Below are 17,269 nucleotides of genomic sequence, written 5' to 3' on the forward strand. Positions count from 1 at the left end.
TGTGCGGATTTGCACATCGCCAGAAATAAAGGCGCCAGTTCACCTTGCCGCAGGGGGGCGATCAGGCTCGCGTGAGATTGAAGATCGGGGTCGCCGAAAAGCCTTTGCGTCCCCGGGTCCGCCCGACATAGCCGCAGCGCACGCGGTCGCCGTGGAAGACCGCCAGCGCTCCGGCCAGGGCTTCGCTGACACACGCCGAGCCGGGCGCGACGTCGGGCTCGATACGCGCGGCGACCACCACATGGGCGCCGATCACGGCCAGGGCCTTGGTCAGCGGATTGGTGCTCAGGTGCACCGGCCCGTAGTGCCCGCCGATCCTGAGGCCCAGGCTGCGCGGCAAGCCAAGGGCCCGAAGGTCCAGCGCCCGATGAGCCTCCTGAAGCGCCAGGGCCGCGACGGCGGCGTCGATCGGGTGGTCGAAGACCAGGAACACGCCGTCACCCCAGGTCTCGACGTGGAGCGGCGGCGTGTCGAGACCCGAGACGACCTTGGCCATCTGGCCCATCACGGTTTCGACGAAGGCCGGAATCTGGTCGTCGCGCAGAGCCCCGAACCCCTTCACGTCAGCAAAGAGCATGGCCTTCATGGCTCGTGCGGCCGGTGCGTCAACGTCTCGATCGGACAGCTTGGGCGGGCTGGGCGGCGGCCGCCGAACGGCGATGACCTCCTGCCGGCGACCGCCCTTCGCCCAATAGGCTAGATCCACCGCCACGCCGGCCAGCCCCTTGGTCTCGTGCCCGTCCCAGACCACCACCTGGATCGCCTCGGTCGATAGTGTCTGGGCGCGCAACACCGCGCAGCCCATGGCGATCTGACTGGCGTAGGCGAAGACCTGTTCGTCGCCGACATAGGGATCCTGCGAGGCATAGCGCACGGACGTGGCGCGGGCGAAGCAGTGCTCGAAGCGCTCGACCCAATCGCGCCCGAACGGCGCGACCGACACAGCGACGAATGAGGCAAGATTGACCGGCAGGACCAGATGCAGTTCGGCGCCGGCCTCCAGCAAGGCCTCGGCGAAGACGATGTCGGCGCCGGCGGCCAGGCCGCCGTAGGCAAAGCCGATCCCCTGCTCGCGCACCACGCGGTCGGCCTCGTCACGCAGGTCGCCGTCCAATCCGCCGGTCAGCGCGCCTTCGCGCGAAGCGTTCAGGATGTGGCCGGTGAAATGAGCGCAGACCGGCGGTCGAAACGGGGCCAGCCACGCGGGATCGACGCCGGTCTCACGACACAGCATTTCCAACTGGCGCAGGGTCGAGGCGTGGGCGGCGAAGGCCTGCGGCGCGTAGGAAAGGGCTTCGACCATCGTCGCCCGCGCCGCCTCCATATCGCCGGTCAGGAACCTCGCCTCGGCGCGGCTGGCCGCCGTGTAGTAGGCCGCCTCCCCCGTCAGGCCCCGCGGCGGCGGAACCCGCAAGGCCGCCTGCGCCAAGGCCTCTCCGCCCGCCCGATCACCGGCGACCAGCGTCATGGTCGCGGCGTTGACCGCGCCGTAAAGGCCGCCAAAACGTTGGAAAAGCGCCTGGTAGCGGCGCGTGGAGGCCTTGGCGAACGCCGCCCGGCGCGGCCCGCGCGCGGCCAGGGCGACGTCCTTCAGGAGGCGCGCGCCCAAGGCGATGGCGTCGGGGTCATCTTCAACCCGGTCCAGCCCCAGGCGAACATATTCGGCCCGCGCGAAATCGACGGCTCCGGCCCTAGCCAGGCAAAGGACCGCGGCATGAGCGACGTCGCGCGAAGTCTCCCCGGTTTCCAGCGCGGCGCGGGCGAGATCGTAGGCGGCGAGAATCTCGCCGCGCCGGATCAGCGCGGCGAGCTCGTCCTTGTCGAAGACTTCGGGGTCGATCAGGGAATGTGGCCCGCGCCGTTTTCGATCTTTGGATCCAAAATGATGTTCTGTTTGTGCGAGTCGGTCATGTACAGGCTGTAGATGTATTCGCCGACCCGATTGTCTTCATAGACAAGCGTGAAGCACGTGAAGGGCTTTTGCGGCACGTCGTAAAGCATTTCGATCCAGGTATAGCTGGAGAAGTTGATCCCGAAGTCGTCCGTGAAGACGATCGGACGCTTCTGGAACGTCCAGTCGACTCCGACGAGGTCGTCGCTCAGCCGGAAGACCAGTCGGCTCGGAGCATCAAGTTTCAACGACAGCGGAACCGGATTCTGGGGATCGAGAACGTTCATGAAGTTGATGTTGTCGGCGATGCCGATGACCAATTCGATGATCGGTAGTGACTCTGTCATGTGGAGGCCCCTTGGACGGTGGCGCCAGCTAGAGGCGACTCTCGCCAGAATGCAAGGAAGCCGGGATGGGCGTAGCCCTGCTTTTTCAGGTCGCGCACGATCGCGTCGGCCAGATCGCGCCGCCCCTGGGCGAGATAGGCGCGCGCCAGGACGTCGCGCCCGGCCGGAGAGAGCGATCCACGCCGAGGTGACAAGGCCGAGATCGCCTCCGCCGGTTGCCCCGCCCCCAGGCGCCCCACCCCGTAGAGCACCGCCCGCTCAACCACGGCTTCGCGCGACGCCGGGGCGCGCTGCAGATGATCCAGCAGCGCCAGCGCCAGATTCCGTGTCCGTGCGGGGTCGCCGTCAAGCCGCGCCAGCATGACGCCCTGTTGGTCCAGCCGCCCGTCCAGGTCGGCGCGCCAGGCCTTGGCCTCGTCGCCCGTGCGCAGCTTGGCCAGCATGACCGCGGCCCGGGCGTGGGCGGCGCGCGCCTCGGGCAGTTGGCCCGACCAGGCCGCCAGGTCGACGGCGTCGATTTGCCCGATCAGCAGATATTCCAGCCATCGGGCGTTGGTCGGGTCCAGGGCCGCCAACTTGCGCAGCCCCTCCATGGCCCTGTCCGACCGCGCGCGGGCTTGCGCCGTTCGCCCCAGGTCCAGCTCCAGCCGGGCCAGGGCCAATTGGGCGGCCAGATGACGGGCGACCAGCGGCTTGTCGGCCGCCGCCTTAGCCGAGGCCTGGGCCAGCAGGTTGGCCCCGCTTTCACGCTCGTCATGGGCCTCGCGGAGCCGCCCCAGCTGGACCAGGGAATCGGCCACCCAGGCGTGGGCGTCCACGGCGTCGACCAGGCGGTCCTGGTCGATGGGCGCCCGGGCGCGTTCGGCCTCGAAGGCGGCCAGGGCGGCGCGGAAGGTGGTCAGCGCCTCTTCCGCCCGCCCTTGCTCCAGCAGCAGGGTGCCGAGGTTGCTCTTGGCGTAGGCGACTTCCAGCCGCCAGTCGGCGCGGGCTGGATCGAGCCTGACGAGGGTCTGGGCGAGCTCGCCGTAGCGCTTGAAGCCTCGCTCCGCGCCGACGGCGTTGCCCTGGCGCCATTCCATATAGGCCAGCCAGTAGACGTTCTGCGCCTCGTCGAAGATCCGCTCGCCGTTGTTGGGAGCGCGGGCGGCCAGTTCGTGCGTGGTGGAGGCGGCCTGACCGAAGGCGTCGCGGGCCCCGGCCAGGTCGCCGCGCTGCTCCCGGATGGTGCCCAGCAGCGTCTGGGCCTTGGCGCGCTGGGCCAGCGCCCTGTCGTCGAGCTGATCGGTGCGCGCCTTGCCGTAGTAGGTCAGCACCCTGGCGCCGACGCCGTCCAGGACGTCCAGACGGCCCACCGGCTCCAACTGCTCGCGCAGGTCACCCAGCATGTAGGCCACGAGGGCCTCGGTCTCGTCGCGCTGGTCGCGGGCGACCTGGCGGGACTTCAGGGTGGCGACGGTCATCGCCGCCATGGCCAGGGCCACCACCAGGGCCGCGGTGCTGAAGGCGGCCATCAACCGCATGCCGCGGCGGGCGTCGCGCTGGACCAGCTGGTCGAGGCCGACGTCCAGCAACCGGGCAGCGATCTTCAGCCGCGCAAGGCGCGGTCCGTCGGCGTCACGCCGCAGGTCCACGGCCAGGGGCTCCACGCCGCTCGGCAGGGCCGCCCGCAGGGCTGGCGGCAACACCTCGGCCAGGAGAGCGCTCTTCGGCGTCGCGGGCGTGAGCACGCAGAGAACCTGGCCAAGGCCGTGGTCCCTCAGGAAGTAGGCCACTTCCTGGTCCACCCACCGCGAGCCCGCCCCGGCCGGGGAGCAAAGCACGATCAGCGCGTCGGAGCGGTCCAGCGCATCGCGGATCACCCCGCCCAGATCGGGCGAAGCGCTCAGCTCCTCGCGGTCCCGGAAGATCGGCGTCAGCCGCCGCGTCGACTCCCCGCCGCCGATGGTGGTCAGGCGGCGCGGCGCACGATAGGTCTCCAGCGCGCGATGCAGCCATTCGGCGGCTTTGCGGTCCTGGTGGCTATAGCTGATAAAGGCGCGGTAGCGCGGTCGGCTGTCCATTCGTCGTCCCCAGATCGACTGTGCAGGAGCGTTTTCGATGGCCGTGATTCCTCCTTCGCCTCCGCCCCCTCCGAGCCATACGTCGGTCACGCCGCCGCCGGAAGGCGACTATCGCGCCAACAGGCTGTTCCGCTACATGGCGCGTGACGAGATCGAAGCCTTGGCGCCCCAGATCGAACATCTTCACTATGGCAAGGGCGAACTGATCGTCCAACGACTGGATGAGAACGGCGGCGTTCATCTGCTGCTGAAAGGCGCGCTGTTGGCCAACCAGTACGCTCGGTCGGGCCGCGAGGTCGGCTATCGGCGCATTTCGGCGGGCGGCTATTTCGGGGAGATCTCGGCGATCGACGGACTGCCCCGCTCCGTGAACATCGTGGCGCTGGAAGACGTGCGCGTCGCCCGCCTGCCTCAGTCCTTGATCCTGGATTTGTTCGAGCGCTCGCCCCCCTTCATGCGCGCGATGCTGGAGGACCTGGCAAGCCTGACGCGCTCGCTGACCGACCGGCTGTTCGAGCTGCACGCCGTCTCCGTGGCCTGTCGCGTCGATATCGAGCTTCTGCGCATGGCGGCTTCGGCGGGCGGCGACGGCCGGCAGGCCGTCATCCACCCCTGCCCCACCCATGCCGAACTGGCCGTGCTGGTTGGCAGCCAGCGCGAACCGGTGACGCGTGAACTGAACCGCCTGGCCGGTCTCAAGATCGTCTCCCAGGCCGGCCGCACGCTACGGATCCTCGACCTGCCGGCCCTGGCCGACGAGATCGAGCGCATCGGCGGAGAGGTTTAGTCGCGACCATAGCGACACTCGGCCACCGAGAAACGAGCCCGCGCCAATCGTGCGATTGTGAGACGCTCCTGTCGTCACTGGCTGCTTTCACACGCGGCCGATTTCCCGAGCTCGGCGCTGACGAGCCGGCAAAGGCCTAGCGCCTTTCGCAGAGCTCTTTCGCTCGCGGACCTATTTCCCGCCCCGCCCCACCAGCGCCGCATCGCGATTGTTCGCCAAAAACACGTAGACGTGCATATTTTCACATTGCACGTTTCTGGTGTGTGAGAAGTTCATGCTGATAGAGACTGCAATGACAACCTCATCCTAGATAAATACGAAGGGGCGTCACCATGCCTTTTGCAGCTACTGACGCCAAATTCTCGCAATTCGTGGTCCATAACGGCGTGCTGATTTGCTTCAGTTACGTGAAAACCGCCATCAACACCACGGAAAATAGGATCGCTTACTCGATACTTCGAGTCGACGAGCCTGGACACAACACCGATGACCTCTGGAGCGACTTCGAACTCGTGAACTTTCCGACCGCGATCCGTCCGGTCGGCATGCAGCTGATCGCGCTGAAAGCGGGCGACACGAATTTCGCCGCGGCCGACACGCCGTTCCAGGTCATCACCGACACCCAGTATATTTACCTGTTCAGACAATCGACGTCGAACACCTTGCTGGTTGATCGTTTCGTCTTGGACGAAGTGTTGATGAAGCTCGATTTCGCCTGGGAGGTCCGCTACCGGCGCAGCCAGAAGATCGACCTGCCCGCCGACCGCAAGGACACCTTCGGCACCACCAACATGAACGGCGAGCGGTTCGTCGAACCGACCACCGAGCTGACGATGATCGGCAACCTGCAGGCGGGCGGCTTCGGTGCGCAGGTGCTGCCAACCGACGTCGCCGGGGTCGAGCGCTGGCTGATCCTGGCCTGGAACAGCGTGACCAAGGCGATCGACAACTGGTCGCTGCTGCGCTCGGAAAACGGCCTGTTCGATCTGACGGACTCGATCGATCCGAAGACCAAGCAGGTCACGGCCAGCGCCAGCTACACCCCACCGTCCGGCCTGACCTTCGCCAGCGGCCCGGCCATGCTGACCTATCAGCGGCAGGAGTGGCTGGAGGACGACAAGGGCGTGCACCGGCTCTACGGCCGCAGCACCCGGGTGATGGTCGCCACCCCCACCCTGCCGGACAACAAGACCGCCATCCTCGACTTCGCGGTGGGCAAGAACGGCCGCATCGCAGGAGTCACCGGCGTGCTGCCGATCGCCTCGGCCCCGACCCCGACCACGGCCCTCAGCTTCAACGGCGCCCACCAGACGCAGGTGACGGTCGGAGCCTTGACGGGCGCCTCGGCCACGACGGCCACGTTCGAGTGCTGGGTGCGCGCCAGCCAGGGCGGAACGGGCGTCGTCCCGATCTTCCAGAGCACCTCCAGCCCGATGACCGTCCTGCTGGCCACCCAGAACGGCGCGCCGGTGTTCTCGGCCGGCGGCGCCAGCGTCGGCGGCCCGCAGCTCGAGGTCGGCCAATGGACCCACCTGGCCGGCGTGCGCGACGCCTCGGGCGTCACGCTCTACGTCAACGGCCAGCCTTACACCGCGAGCGTCACCCTGACCGCGCCCACCGCGCCGACCGCCGGCTACCGGTTCGGCGGGGCCGGCGGCTTCGCCGGCGATCTGCAGGAGGCCCGACTGTGGAACACGGCCCGCACGCACGCCGACATCCTGGCGCACATGACCGGCGTGATCGCCAGCAACGACCCGTCGTGGAGCAGCCTGATCGGATACTGGCGGATGATCGAGCCGGGCGAGTCCGCTCGCCTGACCACCATGGCCAACACCGCCGGCACCGGCACGGCCGGCGACGGCGTCCTATCGGGCGCCTACTGGACGCCCAGCACCGCCCCCACAGCGCCGTCGATGACGCCGGTGGCCTGGGACGCCGACAATCTTGACGTCTCCACCTGCCTGCTCGACTTCGCGCTCAGCAGCATCAGCCCCAGCCTGATCGCGGCCAGCGACGGCAGCCTGCGCCTCTACCAGCAACAGGCCGGCGGCAAGAACCTGACCGCGGCCCACTTCAGCACCCTTCAGGCGCGCGCCCGCTATTCCGTGCCCTGGACCTCGACCGCCGCCCAGACCGCGGACAACCAAACGGGCCTGCTGCATTTCCTGGCCCGCACGCCCGGCACGGGGATGGTCAACCCGGCCGTCAGCCCCGCCTATGTGCAGATCACGCCCAATCCGATCGTCTCGGGCAAGACCCCGACCGGCACCGTCACGTTCACCAGCAACACCGGCATTGTCGAGGTCTGGCCGCAGGTGCCGCTGGAGATCGCCACCTGCGCTCAGGTGATCAACGGCGAAGCGCTGCAGACCAGCACCGACCCGGTCGCCATCGGCATCGGCGCGCTGATGTACGACTACACCGCCGTCACCCTGACCCAGGGCCCGGTGCAGAAGGGCGTCGCCCCGGCTCCGGGCTTGGGCTCCAACATCTTCAGCGTCCTGCCCGACGCCCTGCCCACCAACGGCTATCCCGGGATCGTGTCCGGCACTTCGGGCGGCGCGGCGCCGCTGCCGATCCTGACCCGGGCTGGGGTCGACGCCTGGTGGACCCCCGCCACCCCGCCCTCGGCCCTGACGGTCGCCGACCAGGGCTCGGTCGGCATCCTCGACGCCACCCAGATGCAGACCTATCTGGGTCCGCTGCAGATGACGCGCGACCTGACGATGGAGGCTTGGCTGTCGCCGAGCGCGCTCACGCCCAACACCCAGTCGACGGTCCTGATCTTCAACAACACCACCCACAAGTGCAATTACCTGCTGGCGCTGGATCCGGACGGCAAGCTGTTCGCCGGCAACGACCTGAAAATGGTGCGCGCCACCGGCTCCGCCCTGGCGTTGAACACCTGGACCCACGTTGCCGCCAGCTACGTGACCGACTTCGGGGTCATGCTGAGCGGCACCAAGTACATGGACGCCGGCGCCGACACGACGCTCGACACCCCCGAGGCTCTGACCATCGAAGGCTGGGTCAAGCTCGACAGCACGGGCGCCCGGCAGACGATCGCCGCCAAGGCCGACGACACCGGCCAGACCTGGGCGCTGTATGTCGACGCCTCGGGCAAGCCGACCTTCGACGTCACCTGCGTTCCCGACACCGGCGGCGCGGTCAGCAGCGTATCGGGCGGCTCGCTGCCCGTCGGCAGCTGGAAGCACGTGGCCGGCGTCTACGACGTGGCCTACAAGCGCCAGACCGTGGTGCAGTTCAACGCCGCCTCGGGCAGCAACATCGTCATCCCGGCCCTGACGCATCCGGTCAGCCAGTCGGCGACGGTCGAGGCCTGGGTCCAGATCACCGACCAGGCGGTGGCGACCGCCACCCAGATCCTGTTCGCCAGCACCAACGGCTCCGATCCGGTTCCGCTGTCGCTTTATCTGAACAGCAACGTCCCCTCGTTCGACGCCAACACCGGAACCGTCGCGGGGATCACCGCCCTGCGGGTCGGCGACTGGACCCATCTGGCCGGCGTTTTCGACGCCACGAGCGGAAACCTGTCCCTCTACATCAACGGCCAGCTGGCCAATTCGGCCACGGGCGGCGGCACGCCGTCAGGCCCGCCGATCACCAGCGGCGCGGCCTACCGCATGGGCGCCCCGGCCGGTCAGAGCGCGTTCGGCGGCCTGATGAACGAGGTCCGGCTCTGGAACCGCGCCCTGACCACCGACGACGTGCGTCAGAACATGATGACCCAGCTGAACGGCGGCGAGCGCGGCCTGGTCGGCTACTGGCCGCTGAGCGACCGCTACGGCACGACCGTGATGGACCTGGCCGGCAATAGCACCGGCCAGATCAACAACGCCGGCTTTGTGCAGTCCGACAAGGGCTTCTTCAACCACCGCCTGCTCGTCGATGGGGTCGAGGTCGCGTACGCCCAGGTCACCGCCGCCCCGGCCCTCGCGGAGACCCCGCTCAGCCTGGGGGCCAACAACAAGGCCGACTTCCTGCAGGCCACGATCGACGATGTGCGCCTGTGGAAGGTGGGCCGGCTGGACTGGCAGATCGACGAGTATCGCCAGCTGCCCGTACCGCGCGATTCCGAGGGGCTGATCAGCGAATGGGAGTTTTCGACCGGCTCGGGCCGGGTCGGCTTCGACTCCAAGAGCGACAACAACGCCATCTTCCTCGACGCCCGCAGCAAGATGACCGACGCGGTCGCCGACCTGCTGTGGACCCCCACCACCTTCCGAGCCGGCTGGCGGCTGTTCATCAACGGCCAGGAGACCGCCAGCCAGGCGTTCGCTCCGCCCGTCCCGTTCGTCGCCGGCCAATGCCAGATCGGCGCGACCCAGATCAATGTCGGGGTCGGGGCCTTCTACACCGGCTCGATCGCCGAGGCGCGCCTGTGGAGCCAGGCGCGGACCGCCGAGCAGATCCGCGACACGATGTATGAGCCTCTGACCGGCTCCGAGGATCGACTCACCGGCTATTGGCCGATGAACGACGGCTCGGGCCAGGTGATCGCCGACCGCACGGGCGGCGGCGGCGACGGGCTCTGGCTGGGCCTGGACGACGCGGTGTGGATCAACTCCACCGCCCCGATCGGCATCGAGGCGCCCCAGGTGCTCAGCATCCCCGGCGGCGTGTCGCGGACCGCCTACCAGGCGACCACGGACTACACCCCGGCCGCCGCCGATTATTCGGACGTCGAGCTCGACGCGGAAGGCGTCGATGTTGCGGTGATGAAGCGCGCCTACGCCTGGGTCTCCGGCGGGACGGTCAATGCCGTGACCGGCTACAAGGTCGGCGACCTCGTGATGCAGTACGTGGGCCAGGTTCAGACCAAGCCCACCCTGATCGGCTACATCGAAGGCGCGCCGCCGCTGCCCAGCGAGAACCTGACGGTCGACAGCCCGATCTCGCCCTACAAGTACCTGGCGGCCAGCACGATCACCCTGACCGAGTCCGACAACACCACCGTGTCGTACTCAGCCGAGCGCGACCTTGGCCAGAACTTCGTCATGGACTTCAAGGCGGGGCTGGGGATCGAGTGGGACTTCCGCGCCGGCGTCCTCGTCCAGTCGCTGCTCGTCCGCGGCGCGGTCAAGGCCGGTGTCCACGGCACCGATGACAAGGCGCTGTCGACCCTGACCCAGGCCAACCTCTCGACCTCGACCAACACGGTGATGGCCAAGACCATCGAGGTGTTCGGCGCCTGGCAAACCAACACCTACAACTTCGACACGCTGGTCACCCGCATCTACATCCCCAACAACATGGGCTACGCCCTGGTCAAGTCGGGGACGGCCGACAACTACGCCCTGCGACTGAAAACCACCGGCGCGGTGGTCAACTACTCGCTGCGGCCCAATCCGGACATCCCGGAAGACACCAACATCATCATGTTCAAGATCAACCCGCTCTATGTGAAGAACGGGACCCTGGACGGCTATGTCGGTTTCCAGACGGACAAGGACTACTCGTTCCTGACCGGCGGCGAGCGGGGCAGCTATTTTAAGCCTATCGAGGCCTACGCTCTCAAGCAGCAGATCGAGCGCGCGCAGCACCAGGCCCTGGCCGCCTACGACCAGTTCGACGCCACGAGCCTGGGCCGACGCTTCCAGGAACATCTGCTCAACTTCTCCTCGCCCATTCCCTCGGGCGGGTATGACATCGGCGACTCGTCCACCGACCTGACCGCGGCCTTGCTGCAGGTGAAGAAGGGCGCGCCGACCGACTCCAACGCCTGGAAGGAGCGCCTGGCCCGCCGAGACATGGTCAACACCTATGTCTGGAACTCGGACGGCGGCCTTTATAGCGAGGAAGAACAGTTCTCGGCCGTGCATGAAGAGAGTCTGGGCGGTTCGTACCAGATGACCAGCCTGCTGGGCGGCTACGCCGAGGTCAATGTGAGCACGGGTCCCCAGGTCAGCCTGGACGCGCTGAGCGGCTCGATCGTCCGCACCAAGGCGATGAAGCAGAAGACCGAGGGCCAGTCCTTCGGCCTGTCGGTGACCATGCCGGGCGAAGGCTTCCTCAACAAGCGCGCGCCCCAGGTCGCCATGGCCCCCGGCGAATATCCGGTGACCTACGCGGACGCCTCCTGCCCCGGCAAGGTCAACCAGTATCGCTTCATGACCTTCTACCTGGCGCCCAAGAAGTCGAACTTCGAGACCTTCTGGAGCAAGGTGGTCGATCCCAACTGGCTGAACCGCCAGGGCGCCTATGTCGGCACCGACGATCCGGACGCCTTCGCCCTGCGCCAGGCCAAGGCCAATCCCAACGCCGTCTGGCGGGTGCTGCACCGCGTCACCTACGTCAACCGGGTGCCCGGCCTGTCGGGCGACGCCGAGACCCTGCCGCCGAACGTGCGGCGTCCCGACGACCAGAGCATCAGCCAGAACATCTGGCTGATCGACAGCCTGCCCGTGCCCGTCGAGGACCCGACGCCCCTGGGGACGATCTACCAGGAACTGCAGCCCTTCCTGACCGGCCTGGAAGCCAATCCGCTCTGGGGAAGCCTGCTGACCGCTCAGCAAGTCACGGTCGCCTCGGACATCATGGAATACATGCGCGGCGTCTACCAAGTTCCGCGATGAATACTGTCGCCCGCATGGATATCGGCCCCGACATCCCGCCGCGGCCGCTTTAGAAAAGGGTGGTCAAATGACCTTGGAACTTTGTCCAAACAACTACTGCGGCAACAACAAGAACCTAATCGATGGCGATTGCCATGACCTGGACTACCAGGCCGGCAATAAGATCGTCATCCAGAAGGACGGCATGCCGCGCTGCTACTGCGTCTGTTCGTGCCTGGCGGTGGACACGCCGATCGGCGCGCCCGGCGGGCCGATCAAGGTGCAGGACATCGTCGCCGACCAGACCAAGATCTACGCGGCCGGTCGGGATATGAAATTCACCGAGTACCTCGTCACCCAGGCCTCGAAATCGGCGCCGGGGGTGACGGAGCACACCATCTACCTGCACTACGCCCTGAGCGACAAAACCGAGCAGGAGCTGGTGGTCAGCCGCGACCACGTGTTCATCCTGAGCACGGGCGAACTGATACGGGCCGACATGCTGCAGCTCACCGACCAGTTGGTCGACGCGCAAGCCAATCCCGTACAGCTGCTGGAGATTCTGTGGGGAAGCTATGACGGCATCTTCTACGAATTCGCCACCAAGATGGAGCCGCCGGACGCCAACCTGACCGGCCACCTGGTGCTGACCAACGGCGTGGTCTCCGGCGACTTCGCCGTCCAGGCCTTCGTCAACATGACGGTTCCGGCCCACTCGCCTTCCGCCGCGCGAACCACCGCCCTGAACGTGGCCCCGCCGCGTCCGGTCGTCGGCTCCGCCGAATGGCGCGTGCTGCACGCCCCGGCGACGACTCCGGCCGAACCCAAGCAGGTCAATTCGGGCGAGTTCATCCACGCGCCGGCCAAGAAGATCGAGGTTCCGGCCCACGCCAGCTCGTTCCTGCCGCCGCTGCAGGCCGCGTTCCTGGAGCTGTTCGCGCCCAAGCGTGACTACAACGACCCCTATTACGAGCAGATGGGCCAATACCTGGAGACGTTCTTCTCGGCCTGGTATCCGGACGTAAACTACCAGTTCGACTGGTACAGCGACGAGGTCAATGCTCACTCGTGGGTGGCGACCGACGGCGCCAAGAACGTGCTGCTGGTCGGCGGCCTGCTGCGGATCGTCGGCTTCGACTTCGAGGGCGTGGCCCTGGCCATCGCCCACGAGCTGGGTCACCTCTACGGCGAGCCGGACGGCTCCAATCACGGCGTCACCTGCGAGGGCGAAGCCGACTACTGGGGCGCCAAGATCGTGCTGCGCAAGGTGTGGTTCGGCGAGTACTACCTCGACAACACCACCAAGGCGATCGAGCAGATCAAGACCCTGTTCGGCTACCTGCTGTTCGGCAAGGCGGCCGATCGCCCGCCGACCACGGAAAACGACCGGCGCGGCAACGCCTACCCGTCGATCTCGTGCCGGCTCGACACCTACAAGGCCGCCCTGGCGCTGGATCCCAAGCCGGCTTGCGCCGACTGCGAGATCGTCAAGGCCTAGACCGTCCTGGCCGAAAGGCGTCCCGGGGGACTTCCCCCGGGGCGCCCGACGCGTGACGCAACCCCGGCCGCACGGCCGCCACACCCGAGGATCGCCGTCATGACGACCGCCGAAATGACTCTGGAAGCGCCGTTCGAATCCCGCGGCGAGGCCGATCCCGAAACCCTGCGCCGCGACTACGCCCAACTGCTGGGCGTCGAGGAGCCCATCTCCGAGGCCGCCCTGTGGGCCATCGCCGAGGATCCCAGCTATGCGCGCCGCCTGTTCGCCTGCCGTTCGGCGCCGCAGATGATGACCCTGATGCTGCAGAACCCGCCGGCCCCGGCCCGCGTTCAGTCCGCGGCGGAGCTGATCGCCACGGCCTCCACCGCCCTGGCCCGCTGGGCTGGAGCCGGTTTCTCCGTTCTCGCCGAGGACGAGATCGAGCGGCGCCTGGACGCCTGCCTGGCCTGCCCCAATCTCTCGGCGCCCCGCTCGATGCTGCAGAAGTTGGCCGGCCTGGCCGCGGCGGACGGCCGGGTCTGTGGCCTGTGCGGCTGCAACGTCGCGCGCAAGGCGCGGATGAGCACCGAGCGCTGCCCCGGCGCGGCGCCTGACGACGCTTCGGTCAATCGCTGGGGTCAGCCCCTGTCCGCCGCGGCGCTCGCCTAGGCCCGGTCACGCTCAGGTCGATCGCCGGCCGAGGCCGTCACGGCGATCTTGATGATCGACTGGCCGGTCGCTGGTCGTCGCATGGGATCAGTCCTTGGCCGGGTGGGTCAGATAGGCCTCGCCCTGTTTGCGGACGACGCGGATCAGCGTGCCGATCGAGTGGTCGACGTCCAGCAGGTGCAGGCCCCAGGAGGTGTCCACGCCCGTGCGGCGGATGATCTGGCCGCCCAGTTCGTCGGTGCGCGGATCGCTCGGGTCCGCGTTCACGTGCAGGGCCAGGTAGTCGAAGTCGCCGTTCTCGACGCATTTGGTGGAGATCAGGCCGGGCGTCTTGACGAAGAAGGTCCCGATCGGACGCATGGGCCGCACCCACTCCGGCGGGATGTCGCCGCCCGAGCCGTTCAGGAAGCCCTTGGTGATGAAGTAGGACTCCGGCTCGCCCTTGCCGCCGGACAGGCTGGCCGGGTTGACGCAGGCGGCGCGCAGGCCGTCGCGGGCCTTGCCGAAGCGCGACGTCGCCGGCGGCGGCACGCGATCTCGGAACGTGACGTAGCTGATCACGCAGCCGACCTGGGCCGCGGCGCGGCACAGCGGGACCGACTTGAACGTGCCGCCGACGTCCTTGCCCGGCGGGACCATGACCAGTCCGCCCAGCAGCAAGGCCGAGACCAACTTCTGCTGGATCGGCTTTCCGTCGATTTCCTCGGCGATCAGCTTGGTCAGCATGACCGTGCCCTGGCTGTGGCCGATCAGGACGACGCCCCTCCTCTTGTTATCGGCGCCCTTGTTCTCGTGGGCCAGGTACCAGTTCCAGGCGTCGACCACGTCCGAATAGCCGCCGAAGCCGGGAGGCGGCTGATCGCCCACCGGCTTTGGCCCGCCGCCGGGATAGCGCAGGCGGCGAAGCGTGCCTTGGCGGTACATCGGCGCGAACTGGCGGCAGACCGAACCGAACCGGGCGAACTGCACCTTTACGTCGTCCCACTCGGCCGCGTCGGGCGAGAAGTCCGAGATCCAGCCGGCGTCGTTGGAGACGGTGGGATAGACGAAGAAGCAGTCGATCTTCGGGTCCTTGGCCGCGACGTAGCGCTCGAGCGTCATCCTGCCGCTGGGCGCGATCACCGTGGCGTCGAGATCGACCTTGCAGCGGTTGTCCTGGAGATCGGGCCGGCACAGCCACAGCGCCGGGTCGGCGTAGTCGGGATGCTGGACGGTCGGGTCCGGCGCCTGGGCCAGCGCGACGCCGTGGGCGGCGACCAGCGCCGCCAGACCCAACAGCCCCCGGATCACATTGGACGGAGCCTTCATCGGTAACGTCTCCCCCGAACGAGCGTCGTGTCGCGCTCTTGAAAAAGGAAGGGGCGCCGAAGCGCCCCTTTGATCACAGCACTTCGAACAGTCCCGCCGCGCCCATGCCGCCGCCGACGCACATGGTGACGACCACGTGCCGCGCGCCGCGACGCTTGCCTTCCAGCAGGGCGTGACCGACCATGCGGGCGCCCGACATGCCGTAGGGATGGCCCATGGCGATGGCGCCGCCGTTGACGTTCAGCCGCTCGTCCGGGATGCCCAGGCGGTCGCGGCAATAGAGCACCTGGCAGGCGAAGGCCTCGTTCAGCTCCCACAGCCCGATGTCGTCGATCGACAGGTCGAAGCGCTCCAGCAGGCGCGGGATGGCGAAGACCGGGCCGATGCCCATCTCGTCGGGCCTGGTGCCGGCGACCGACATGCCGACATAGCGGCCCAGCGGCTCCAGGCCGCGCCTGGCGGCGAGGCCCGCCTCCATCACCACGCAGGCCGAGGCGCCGTCGGAAAGCTGGCTGGCGTTGCCGGCCGTGACCACGCCGTCCGCCCGCACGACCTTCAGGGCGGCAAGGCCCTCCAGGGTGGTCTCCGGCCGCACGCCTTCGTCGCGATCCAGGGTCACCTCGCGGAACGAGACGGCCTGGGTCGCCTTGTCGACGACCTTCATGGTCGCCGTCACCGGGATGATCTCGGCGTCGAGTCGGCCCGTGGCCTGGGCGGCGGCGGCGCGATACTGCGAGGCCAGGGCGTAGAGATCGCAGGCCTCCCGGGAGATCCCGTAGCGGGCGGCGACCACCTCGGCGGTGTCCAGCATCGGCATGTAGGCGTCGGGCTGCAGGGCCACGAGGCCCGGGTCCGGATCGACGCGCATCTGCGGCGTCTGGACCATCGAGATCGACTCGACGCCGCCGGCCACGATGACGTCCATCCGGTCGACGATCACCTGCTTGGCGGCCGTGGCGATGGTCATCAGGCCCGAAGAGCACTGGCGGTCCATGGTCATGCCCGGCACGGTGACCGGAAAGCCCGCGCGCAGGGCCGCCATGCGGCCGATGGTGTGCTGCACGCCCTGGGGCAGCGAACAGCCCAGGATGCAGTCCTCGATCTCGTCGGGCGCCACGCCGGCCCGCTCGACGGCGGCGGTCAGGGCGTGGGCCGCCAGGGTCGGCGACGGGGTGTCGTTGAAGGCCCCGCGATAGGCGCGGCCGATCGGGGTGCGCGCCGTGGAGACGATGACGGCGTCGCGCATCACGAGCGCGCCCCCACCGCCTTGACCATCAGCCCGGCGCTGGCGACTTCGCGTTCGGCCTGGGTGAAGCCGTAGGCCGGGACGATCTCGCCGGCGCGGTCGGAGAGCGCGTCCCACTGGCGGATCACCTGCTCGCCGGCGTCGTCGGCGGCGCCGATGTAGCGGCCGTCGGTCAGGGTGACGTTGGCCGTCGCGAAGTGGCCGGCCCCGGCGCACAGGATGGCGCGGGTCGGGGCGTCGTCATGGACCAGGGCCAGCAGGCCGGGACTGACGAAGGCCGGGTTCAGGCGTTGCAGGCTCTCCTCGGACAGCACGCCCTCGGTCATGCCGGTCGCCGCCGTCGGGGCCAGGCAGTTGACCCGCACGTTGTACTTCTCGCCCTCGATGGCCAGGGTCTGCATCAGACCGACCAGGGCCATCTTGGCCGCGCCGTAGTTGGCCTGGCCAAAATTGCCGTAGAGGCCCGAGGACGAGGTCGTCATCACGATGCGGCCGTAGCCCTGCTCGCGCATCGTCTCCCAGACGGCCTTGGCGCAGACCGCCGCGCCCATCAGATGGACGTCGACCACCAGGCGGAAGTCGTCGAGGCTCATCTTGGCGAAGCTCTTGTCGCGCAGGATGCCGGCGTTGCTGATCAGGATGTCGATCCGACCCCAGTGATCCTTGGCCCGCGCGACCATCGCGCCGACCGCGGCCTCGTCGGTCACCGAGGCGGCGGCGGCGATCGCCTCGCCCCCGGCGGCGACGATCTCGGCGGCCACGCGATCGGCGGCTTCCTGGGTCAGGTCGTTGACCACCACCTTGGCGCCCTGGCCGGCCAGGTACAGCGCATGGGCGCGGCCCAGCCCCCCGCCAGCCCCGGTGACGATCGCGACGCGTCCTTGCAGCAACATCGAATTTCTCCTG

10 protein-coding genes are annotated in these 17,269 nt (G+C 68.1%); 4 read left to right on the forward strand and 6 right to left on the reverse strand.

The window, feature by feature from the left end:
* Positions 1-61: 61 nt before the first annotated feature.
* From AC1DYP_RS00485 to AC1DYP_RS00495, 3 genes are read right to left on the reverse strand one after another with little or no spacing between them, the layout of a single operon-like run.
* Positions 62-1,843 (reverse strand): tetratricopeptide repeat-containing protein, encoded by a 1,782-nt coding sequence (locus AC1DYP_RS00485; RefSeq protein WP_477044703.1) that lies wholly within the window; start codon positions 1,841-1,843, stop codon positions 62-64.
* The gene (locus AC1DYP_RS00490) at positions 1,840-2,238 is read right to left on the reverse strand and encodes a hypothetical protein (RefSeq protein ID WP_477033360.1); all 399 of its coding nucleotides are present in this window, start codon (positions 2,236-2,238) and stop codon (positions 1,840-1,842) included. The genes AC1DYP_RS00485 and AC1DYP_RS00490 overlap by 4 nt, the downstream gene beginning before the upstream one ends.
* Complete coding sequence (locus AC1DYP_RS00495) at positions 2,235-4,298, reverse strand: TIR domain-containing protein (protein ID WP_477044649.1); 2,064 nt, start codon at positions 4,296-4,298, stop codon at positions 2,235-2,237. The genes AC1DYP_RS00490 and AC1DYP_RS00495 overlap by 4 nt, the downstream gene beginning before the upstream one ends.
* A gap of 136 nt (positions 4,299-4,434) precedes the next feature.
* On the opposite strand from AC1DYP_RS00495, the gene AC1DYP_RS00500 reads away from it, so the two are divergent.
* The 4 genes from AC1DYP_RS00500 to AC1DYP_RS00515 all read left to right on the forward strand — a co-directional run bounded on the left by AC1DYP_RS00500 (position 4,435) and on the right by AC1DYP_RS00515 (position 13,809).
* Entirely contained in the window at positions 4,435-5,085 is a 651-nt protein-coding gene (locus AC1DYP_RS00500) for a Crp/Fnr family transcriptional regulator (RefSeq protein WP_477044650.1), read from the forward strand.
* 512 nt (positions 5,086-5,597) lie between these two features.
* Complete coding sequence (locus AC1DYP_RS00505) at positions 5,598-11,681, forward strand: LamG-like jellyroll fold domain-containing protein (RefSeq protein ID WP_477044651.1); 6,084 nt, start codon at positions 5,598-5,600, stop codon at positions 11,679-11,681.
* Between the two features lie 67 nt (positions 11,682-11,748).
* On the forward strand, positions 11,749-13,158 hold the full coding sequence (locus tag AC1DYP_RS00510; protein WP_477044652.1) for a M48 family metalloprotease: 1,410 nt from the start codon (positions 11,749-11,751) through the stop codon (positions 13,156-13,158).
* A 99-nt stretch (positions 13,159-13,257) separates the two neighbouring features.
* Positions 13,258-13,809: a hypothetical protein gene (locus AC1DYP_RS00515; RefSeq protein WP_477044653.1), complete on the forward strand. Its 552-nt coding sequence runs from the start codon at positions 13,258-13,260 to the stop codon at positions 13,807-13,809.
* Between the two features lie 87 nt (positions 13,810-13,896).
* Here AC1DYP_RS00515 and AC1DYP_RS00520 read toward each other — a convergent pair whose 3' ends face one another.
* The 3 genes from AC1DYP_RS00520 to AC1DYP_RS00530 form a co-directional block, all read right to left on the reverse strand.
* The gene (locus AC1DYP_RS00520; protein WP_477044654.1) at positions 13,897-15,117 is read right to left on the reverse strand and encodes a DUF3089 domain-containing protein; all 1,221 of its coding nucleotides are present in this window, start codon (positions 15,115-15,117) and stop codon (positions 13,897-13,899) included.
* Positions 15,118-15,190: 73 nt separating this feature from the next.
* Positions 15,191-16,363 (reverse strand): acetyl-CoA C-acyltransferase, encoded by a 1,173-nt coding sequence (locus tag AC1DYP_RS00525; protein ID WP_477044655.1) that lies wholly within the window; start codon positions 16,361-16,363, stop codon positions 15,191-15,193.
* Positions 16,363-17,256, reverse strand: a complete 894-nt coding sequence (locus AC1DYP_RS00530; RefSeq protein ID WP_477044656.1) for an SDR family NAD(P)-dependent oxidoreductase — start codon at positions 17,254-17,256, stop codon at positions 16,363-16,365. Before AC1DYP_RS00530 ends, AC1DYP_RS00525 begins: the two co-directional genes overlap by 1 nt.
* Between the last annotated feature and the right edge of the window lie 13 nt (positions 17,257-17,269).

The sequence above is a fragment of the Caulobacter sp. P1_D6 genome, from assembly GCF_056406095.1.

Bases quoted from the DNA above. Each gene is read 5' to 3' on its own strand.
- AC1DYP_RS00525 (WP_477044655.1), bottom strand. From the start codon at position 16,363: ATGCGCGACGCCGTCATCGTCTCCACGGCGCGCACCCCGATCGGCCGC.
- AC1DYP_RS00530 (WP_477044656.1), bottom strand. From the start codon at position 17,256: ATGTTGCTGCAAGGACGCGTCGCGATCGTCACCGGGGCTGGCGGGGGG.
- AC1DYP_RS00500 (WP_477044650.1), top strand. From the start codon at position 4,435: ATGGCGCGTGACGAGATCGAAGCCTTGGCGCCCCAGATCGAACATCTT.
- AC1DYP_RS00520 (WP_477044654.1), bottom strand. From the start codon at position 15,117: ATGAAGGCTCCGTCCAATGTGATCCGGGGGCTGTTGGGTCTGGCGGCG.
- AC1DYP_RS00490 (WP_477033360.1), bottom strand. From the start codon at position 2,238: ATGACAGAGTCACTACCGATCATCGAATTGGTCATCGGCATCGCCGAC.
- AC1DYP_RS00495 (WP_477044649.1), bottom strand. From the start codon at position 4,298: ATGGACAGCCGACCGCGCTACCGCGCCTTTATCAGCTATAGCCACCAG.
- AC1DYP_RS00515 (WP_477044653.1), top strand. From the start codon at position 13,258: ATGACGACCGCCGAAATGACTCTGGAAGCGCCGTTCGAATCCCGCGGC.
- AC1DYP_RS00510 (WP_477044652.1), top strand. From the start codon at position 11,749: ATGACCTTGGAACTTTGTCCAAACAACTACTGCGGCAACAACAAGAAC.